An 8,780-nucleotide genomic window follows, 5' to 3' on the forward strand; every position below is an offset into this window, starting at 1 on the left:
GCCAATTTTCTGCAACAGTCCCTTTTTCCATCAACCACGAACTTTATTCTCTTGTCATATCTTCTTCGGCCAAAAACTCCATTTGCCAAGCAAAATTAATATAGCAGGAATGAGCAATGGCCGGACGATGAACGTGTCGATTAGTATTCCAAGCGCCATGATGAAACCGAATAGCTTCAATTCATAAATCGGCATTGTCGCAAGTACGAGGAATGTTGCCGCCAAAATTAATCCTGCCGAACTAATGACTCCGCCGGTCCGCTCTACTCCTTTTCGCACCGCATCGTCAAAAGGCAGCTCTCTCATCTCTTCCCGAATCCTTGCAATCAGCATGATGGAATAATCGACGCCAAGTGCAACAAGGAAGACAAATGCGTAGAGCGGAATCCGGTAGCTAAGCCCTTCCAGGTCCAAAAACACTTCGAATAAGAAGTACGCCAAGCCCACTGTAGCTGCAAATGATAGCAATATGCTACCAATCATGTAAACCGGAGCAATGATAGACCTCGTTTGTAAGCCTAGCATTATCGTTATCAAAACGGTCATTAAAATCATAACAATCCACGTATCCCGATCATTGATATCCCGTACATCGGCATTGACCGCCGTCTCACCGGAAATATACATAGATGTGTCGGATAGGTTCGCATCCTTCAAGACCCTTTCGCTGTCTTCCCGGAGCTTTAAGACCGCATCGAACGCTTCCTCATCATAAGGATTACCTGCAAATGTGATGGAGAATTTTGCCGCTTTCCCATCTTCGCTCATAGGATTGCCTTGCGTTGTGACACTGGTGATGGCAGGATCCTCTTCAATTCGTTCAATCACCGCCTGCAGCCCTTCAATGCCTAATTCGTTTTGAGATACGAATAACAACGTTCCCGGAGCCAGGCTTCCTTCTGAAAAGTCCTTTCCTAACCGCTCATAACCAACCCTGGATGAAAGATCTTCCGGAAATGATGCAATCAAATCATATGACTCTTTCATATTCGTCATATTCCATGCACCCAGCCCAAGTAATAATAAAATCGGAATCATGAATTGGATCGGCTTTTTTGTGACGACAGCCGCCACTTTTCCCCAAACCGTTTTCTTCTCTACTGTCTTATCACCGTATTTCGGGATGACTGGCCAGAATGCCTTCCTGCCGATTACCGCGAACAATGCAGGCAATAACGTCAATCCTGCTATAAGCATTGCGCCTGCCGCAATGGCGAATACCGGTGCAAAATTACGGTACGGCTCATACAAGGCAAAAAACAATGTCGCTACGCCCAACACAATCGTGCTGCCGCTGAAGAAAATTGGCTCCTTGACATGGCGCATCGTTTCCTTCATCGCAACATTTGCATCCTCATGTACTTTCAGTTCCTCCCGATAGCGGGAGAAGATCAGCAAAGAGTAATCCGTAACGACCGCAAATAAAAGAATCGTCATAATTGACAGCGCTTGGCTGTCCACACCGAACCAGCCTTGTGCAGTCGTAAAACCGACCACTCGATCGACTACTGCGTAAACGATTCCTGCACCCACTAAAGGGATTAACGTTAATAGTGGCGACCGGTAGATGACTAACAATAAGACTAAAATCAGACCTACTGTAGATAGCAACAGGACAATATCTGCTTGGCTGAATAGCTCAACTGCATCCGAGGCGATTCCAGCCGGCCCCGTCCAGGACAGTTCGATACCTTCCGCTACTTGATCGCCGACAGATTCCTTAATGGATTGAACTAACTTGTTCAAATCCTTTCCTTCAAGGTTTTGCGGCAATGCTAGGGGAATGAAAAATGTTTTCTCGTTCTCCGATAGGAAAGATGCGCGTTGTTCAGACTGCAGTTTGGATAAAGGAATGACATCCACTTCGTCAAACGCTTTATCCTCTTTCAAAGCTTCAATAGCTTCCGCAAAGTTGAAGACCTCTTCATCCGATAACCCGCTATCCTTATGGAAGACTGCAAATAGCGGGATGCCGCCGTCATTCGGAAAATACTTTTCCAGCTCATGCGCTGCCACGATGGATGGTGCTTCTGTAGGCAAGCCGGAGTCCTTATTGGCAATGACATTCTCCTTGCTGCCCGGTGCAAACGCGGATAGCAAAATTGTCATCAGGAGCCAAATACCTATGGAGGACCACCAAAGACGTCTGCCTTTTAATTTTCCTTCTAGCACTATCGTCTTCCTTCTTTCTCAATTAAGAATGTCACCAAAACAAATAGCACGAAGCTGATGAGCAGGACGCTTCCACCAACAATATAGAAGATGAGCGAGAATGTTTCATTCACATTGAACGGGTTCATAAATTGTAACCACATACCTGCCGTCAGACCGATGGATCCGATGATTGCGGTCCAACCGTGTGCGGCAACCATCTTTTTCGCGCGGACTTTAAAAACTTTGTAGAAGACGCCCCAAGCGAAGACCGATAACCAACCAACGACAAGGATGTGCGCATGGATTGGACGGAAGGCGTATGATCCGGCCCCCGCCATGTGGGAACCTAAGAATGCCCCAATTACCCCAAAAATCGCTGAGATCCTAATAAGTCGTAAACTCCATTTCTCTTGCATGTCTTTTCCTCCTATTTCGTTTATGTTATATTCCTATCATAGTAGGTCAACATGAACGGAACATGAACAGGACATTACAATTTTGGAAGTGTGACCGTAAATGTTGTGCCGACCTCTTCCTCACTTTCAACTTTAACGCTGCCTCCGTGGAGCTTCACGATTTGATGGACAATGGAGAGTCCGAGTCCTGTCCCCTCGACTTGCTGCGTCCTGGAAAGGTCTACCCGGTAAAACCGGTCAAACAGCCTTCTCAAATGTTCCTCTGCAATCCCGGCGCCATTGTCCCGGAAGATAACTTTCAATTCATCCGCATTTTCTGTCAGGCGAACCTCTATCTCGCCGCCCATCCCCGTATATTTCAACGCATTGGAGAGTAGGTTCTCCCATACTTTTTCAAGGAAAGCAGGATCTCCTACAATCTCCACTTCATCCACCTCCATGACGAGTGACATCTGTTTCTCTTCCAGAAGCCATCTTTGTTTTCGGATGACTTCTTTTAATTGCTCATCCAGACGGAATTTCATTTGCTTCAACGGTGACTCCAATTGGTCGAGTGACGTCAACAGCAATAACTGCTTTGTCAATGAAGAAAGCCGCTCCGTCTCGGATTGGATGACTCTCGCATAGTTTTTCCGCTCCCGTTCAGGCAGTCCGCTATCCATCAGCAAATTGGCATATCCTTTAATATTGAGCAAAGGAGATTGGAAATCATGTGACACGTCACTGATGAACTCCTTGCGCACCCGGTCATTTTCACTTAGTTTCTCCGTCATCCGCTGAAAACTTTGCGCGAGCTGGCCGATCTCATCCCGACGATTAATATCAAGTGAGCCCGTGAACTTTTCATCGCCGACCTTTTTCGCAGCCGCGGTCAGCTTTGTAATCGGTTCAATCAATTTCTTCGCTACAATCAACATTGACAGTAGACTGACAATCGCCATGACGACGACCATGCCGCCTAATAGGTAATGGACTTCCGTAAACAGGAGTTTAATATCAGGCCTCATGAAAAGGGCAAATGTTACCCCATTGTATGTAAACGGAACGCCTACCGTGTTCGCAAGTTCATCGGAGAAAAAACCGGTCATGAACGTCTCCGTCTTTAAATCCCGCATTCCATGATACGGGTGGCCATCCAGCACTTGATCCACAGAAGCGGTCCTCAAGTTCTCCACCCGGAATGGCGCTCCATACTTAGTTGTTTTCAGATTCTCGTTCACGACGAACAATTTATAACCGGTTGCGGCCTGCGTCTTGAAATACTTTTCCAAATCGGCAGGTTCCTCCGTTTCAATGTAGTCGGCCATCGTGAGTGCGATACTCATGTTTTTTGCGTCATTCTGCCCTTTCAATTGCTGATGATAATATGTATTCACTACGAGAAATGCGATGACGGTACTTGTCAGCATAATGCCCGTTGTGAAGGAGAGGAATTTTCCATAAAGCGATCTCATGTACCGGACACCTCGAGCTTATAACCGACTCCACGGACCGTCGTTATGTGAATGCCCTCCGGCAGCCCTTCCAGTTTGTCGCGAAGCCGTTTGACATGAACGTTCAGCGTCTGCTCATCCCCTTCATAATCGAAGCCCCACACGCGTTCGATAAGGAAATCACGCTCAAGCACCTGATTTGGTTTGGAAGCAAGAACTGATAGCAGCTCAAACTCCTTCAATGGCAGTAACAGTACTTTTCTCCCGACCGACACTTCATAGCTTTGCCTGTTGATCTTAAGCGGACCTGCCTGTATGAGGACATCGACAGCCTTGTCATATCTCCGTAAGATGGCATTGATTCTGAACAAAAGCTCTTTAGGCTCAAACGGTTTGACGACATAATCGTCGGACCCTGCCAAAAACCCTTTCTCTTTATCTTCTAGTGCACCCTTAGCTGTCAGCAGCAATACCGGGATATCCGCTTCCGCCCGCAGTCTCTTCGTTAATTCAAACCCATCCATCCCGGGCATCATTACATCGACAACCGCCAAGTCGGGAAGCTGTTCCTCCAACATCTCAAGTGCCTGTGCCCCGTTGGCCGCCTTGATCACTTCATACCCCGCCTGGGATAGATGGATATTCACCAACTCCAATATATTCGGATCGTCATCCACCACGAGTATTTTCATATTTATCTTCCCTTCCCTTTCAAAAATGCCCGCAATTCTGCATTGAGCAGCCCTGAAACCATCAGAATGACTGCCGTCAAATAAAACCATAGGACGAGCAGAATTATTCCGGACAACTGTCCATATAGCCTTGTATAATCGACATTTGCCACATAGCTTCCGAAAAAGAGCGAGAACAGCTGCCAACCGATAGCAGAAAATATCGCACCCGGGACAACTTCCTTCACTCTCATTCTACCGGTAGGAACTACTTTGTAAAACAATAGGAAAAACAGGAATAAGAAAAGCGTTCCAATGCCCCACTTCACCATCGGCCACACAGTTTGCCATCCGCGCCATTGCTCGACCGTATCGTAATATGTCACCACTTCATGCAATGCCCTTTCAATTAACGGAAGAAACAGCGATAAGGATAGGATTAGCATGAATAATAACGTCACACCTAAATCCCTGATTAACACTTTCCAAAAAGGATATTTCCTGACATACCCATACGCCTGATCCAACGAGCGCGCCAACGATTGTACAGCAACCGATGACAGCCAAAAAGCGACCGCTAAGCTCGTGTACAAAACATTGCCCTGCACTTTGAAAATAATCGCCCGCACATTCTGCTCAATGATTACATACGCCTCACTCGGTGCAAATGGTCGAAGAAATGCTAAAAACATCTCCTCATCTACCGGCAAATAACTAAGTAAGGAAAACAGGAATATGAGAAAAGGAAACATCGATAATAATAAATAATATGCCGTCTGCGCAGCCTGATCGAAAAAACGCTCTTTGAAAAATCTCATTACCACATTGCGTACAATCACCTTCTCCCACCTCCTTCTTTCAATATACCCTATTCTTCCAGAAGAAATTGAATGCGTGGAGGAGAATTTTTGATGGTAGAGCAGGAGGGAGATTGTTTTGGACGCGGAATTGCATTCTTTGGGCGCGCGGGGGATTGCTTTGGGCGCGGAATTGCACTCTTTGGGCGCGCGAGGGATCGCTTTGGGCGGGGAATTGCACTCTTTGGGCGCGAGGGGGCTTGCTTTGGGCGTGGAATTGCACTCTTTGGGCGCGCGGGAGATCGCTTTGAGCGCGCGGGGAATCGCTTTGGGCGCGGAATTGCACGCTTTGGGCGCGGGGACAATAATACATCTCTGAACTAATCCTGAATCGCGCCAAATGCCTTTGACAAATTAAAGATTTACTATTTTATAAAGATTTATAAACACAAAAAAACCACCTCCATAAGGAGATGGCATTTGCCCGGCGACGTCTTACTCTCACAGGGGGAACCCTGTTCCCTGCGTAATTTACACCGTTGCCGTAAATTACGCAAAGTGGCGATGAAGAACTTATCTTCTGTGTTAGGAAAGAGATTTGCATATGATTGTTCAACCTAAGGTTATTTTTTAAAAAAATACACAAAAAAACCATTCCAATGGGGAATGGCCTTGGCCCGGCGACGTCCTACTCTCACAAGGGGAAGCCAGGTCCCTGCGTAATTTACACCGTTGCCGTAAATTACGCAAAGTGGCGATGAAGAACTTATCTTCCGTGTTAGGAAAGAGATTTGCATATGATTGTTCAACCTAAGGTTATTTTTTAAAAAAACACACAAAAAAACCATTCCCCATGGGGAATGGCCTTGGCCCGGCGACGTCCTACTCTCACAGGGGGAAGCCCCCTACTACCATCGGCGCTGAAGAGCTTAACTTCCGTGTTCGGTATGGGAACGGGTGTGACCTCTTCGCCGTCGTCACCAGACGACTGAACGATACTTGTTCGTTCAAAACTGGATAAAACCAACATTGTTGCTGAACTTCAAGTTCAACCGTACTTAAATAACATAAGGTTAAGTCCTCGATCGATTAGTATCCGTCAGCTGCACGTGTCGCCACGCTTCCACCCCGGACCTATCCACCTCATCTTCTTTGAGGGATCTTACTTACTTGCGTAATGGGAAATCTCATCTTGAGGGGGGCTTCATGCTTAGATGCTTTCAGCATTTATCCCGTCCATACATAGCTACCCAGCGATGCCTTTGGCAAGACAACTGGTACACCAGCGGTATGTCCATCCCGGTCCTCTCGTACTAAGGACAGCTCCTCTCAAATTTCCTGCGCCCGCGACGGATAGGGACCGAACTGTCTCACGACGTTCTGAACCCAGCTCGCGTACCGCTTTAATGGGCGAACAGCCCAACCCTTGGGACCGACTACAGCCCCAGGATGCGATGAGCCGACATCGAGGTGCCAAACCTCCCCGTCGATGTGGACTCTTGGGGGAGATAAGCCTGTTATCCCCGGGGTAGCTTTTATCCGTTGAGCGATGGCCCTTCCATGCGGAACCACCGGATCACTAAGCCCGTCTTTCGACCCTGCTCGACTTGTAGGTCTCGCAGTCAAGCTCCCTTATGCCTTTGCACTCTACGAATGATGTCCAACCATTCTGAGGGAACCTTTGGGCGCCTCCGTTACACTTTAGGAGGCGACCGCCCCAGTCAAACTGCCCACCTGACACTGTCTCCTGCCCGGATCACGGGCAAGGGTTAGAAGTCCAATACAGCCAGGGTAGTATCCCACCATTGCCTCCTCCGAAGCTGGCGCTCCGGATTCCAAGGCTCCTACCTATCCTGTACAGGCTGCACCGGAATTCAATATCAGGCTACAGTAAAGCTCCACGGGGTCTTTCCGTCCTGTCGCGGGTAATGCGCATCTTCACGCATATTATAATTTCACCGAGTCTCTCGTTGAGACAGTGCCCAGATCGTTACGCCTTTCGTGCGGGTCGGAACTTACCCGACAAGGAATTTCGCTACCTTAGGACCGTTATAGTTACGGCCGCCGTTTACTGGGGCTTCAATTCGAAGCTTCGCTTGCGCTGACCTCTCCTCTTAACCTTCCAGCACCGGGCAGGCGTCAGCCCCTATACGTCACCTTACGGTTTTGCAGAGACCTGTGTTTTTGCTAAACAGTCGCCTGGGCCTATTCACTGCGGCTCTCTCGGGCTTTAACACCCTACCAGAGCACCCCTTCTCCCGAAGTTACGGGGTCATTTTGCCGAGTTCCTTAACGAGAGTTCTCTCGATCACCTTAGGATTCTCTCCTCGCCTACCTGTGTCGGTTTGCGGTACGGGCACCTCCCGCCTCGCTAGAGGCTTTTCTTGGCAGTGTGAAATCAGGGACTCCGGGGATAATTCCCCTTGCCATCACAGCTCAATGTTATAGGAACGGGATTTTCCTCGTTCCACACCTCACTGCTTAGACGCGCATGACCAACAGCGCGCTCACCCTATCCTTCTGCGTCCCCCCATTGCTGATAACGGCGGGGAGGTGGTACAGGAATATCAACCTGTTGTCCATCGTCTACGCCTTTCGGCCTCGACTTAGGTCCCGACTGACCCTGAGCGGACGAGCCTTCCTCAGGAAACCTTAGGCATTCGGTGGAAGGGATTCTCACCCTTCTTTCGCTACTCATACCGGCATTCTCACTTCCAAGCGCTCCACCAGTCCTTACGGTCTAGCTTCAACGCCCTTGGAACGCTCTCCTACCACTGACACCATAGGTGTCAATCCGCAGTTTCGGTGATCCGTTTAGCCCCGGTACATTTTCGGCGCAGCGCCACTCGACCAGTGAGCTATTACGCACTCTTTAAATGGTGGCTGCTTCTAAGCCAACATCCTGGTTGTCTGGGCAGCGCCACATCCTTTTCCACTCAACGGATACTTGGGGACCTTAACTGGCGGTCTGGGCTGTTTCCCTCTCGACTACGGATCTTATCACCCGCAGTCTGACTCCCAAACATAAATCATCGGCATTCGGAGTTTGTCTGAATTCGGTAACCCGGGATGGGCCCCTAGTCCAAACAGTGCTCTACCTCCGAGATTCTTTCGTTTGAGGCTAGCCCTAAAGCTATTTCGGAGAGAACCAGCTATCTCCAGGTTCGATTGGAATTTCACCGCTACCCACACCTCATCCCCGCACTTTTCAACGTACGTGGGTTCGGGCCTCCAGTAAGTGTTACCTTACCTTCACCCTGGACATGGGTAGATCACCTGGTTTCGGGTCTACGACCCCATACTCATTCG

Annotated in this window: 5 protein-coding genes and 2 rRNA genes (1 of these 7 running past the window's edge); all 7 read right to left on the bottom strand. The window is 48.6% G+C overall.

Annotated features, from left to right (window positions below; translation table 11 throughout):
* Positions 1 to 54: 54 nt before the first annotated feature.
* On the bottom strand, positions 55 to 2,172 hold the full coding sequence (locus OC538_RS10345; protein ID WP_251692889.1) for an MMPL family transporter: 2,118 nt from the start codon (positions 2,170 to 2,172) through the stop codon (positions 55 to 57).
* Positions 2,172 to 2,570, bottom strand: coding sequence for a hypothetical protein (locus OC538_RS10350; RefSeq protein ID WP_251692887.1), 399 nt, complete (start codon positions 2,568 to 2,570; stop codon positions 2,172 to 2,174). Before OC538_RS10350 ends, OC538_RS10345 begins: the two co-directional genes overlap by 1 nt.
* A 74-nt stretch (positions 2,571 to 2,644) precedes the next feature.
* Positions 2,645 to 4,024, bottom strand: coding sequence for a sensor histidine kinase (locus tag OC538_RS10355; protein WP_251692885.1), 1,380 nt, complete (start codon positions 4,022 to 4,024; stop codon positions 2,645 to 2,647).
* Complete coding sequence (locus OC538_RS10360; RefSeq protein WP_251692883.1) at positions 4,021 to 4,695, bottom strand: response regulator transcription factor; 675 nt, start codon at positions 4,693 to 4,695, stop codon at positions 4,021 to 4,023. Before OC538_RS10360 ends, OC538_RS10355 begins: the two co-directional genes overlap by 4 nt.
* Positions 4,696 to 4,697: 2 nt before the next feature.
* Positions 4,698 to 5,513: a YihY/virulence factor BrkB family protein gene (locus OC538_RS10365; protein ID WP_316044293.1), complete on the bottom strand. Its 816-nt coding sequence runs from the start codon at positions 5,511 to 5,513 to the stop codon at positions 4,698 to 4,700.
* An 827-nt stretch (positions 5,514 to 6,340) separates the two neighbouring features.
* Positions 6,341 to 6,456, bottom strand: a 5S ribosomal RNA gene (rrf, locus tag OC538_RS10370).
* 84 nt (positions 6,457 to 6,540) lie between these two features.
* A 23S ribosomal RNA gene (locus tag OC538_RS10375) occupies positions 6,541 to 8,780 on the bottom strand; it runs 694 nt beyond the window's last position.

This window comes from Saccharococcus sp. Marseille-Q5394, assembly GCF_946901335.1.
Classification (GTDB): Bacteria; Bacillota; Bacilli; order Bacillales_A; family Planococcaceae; genus Sporosarcina; species Sporosarcina luteola_C.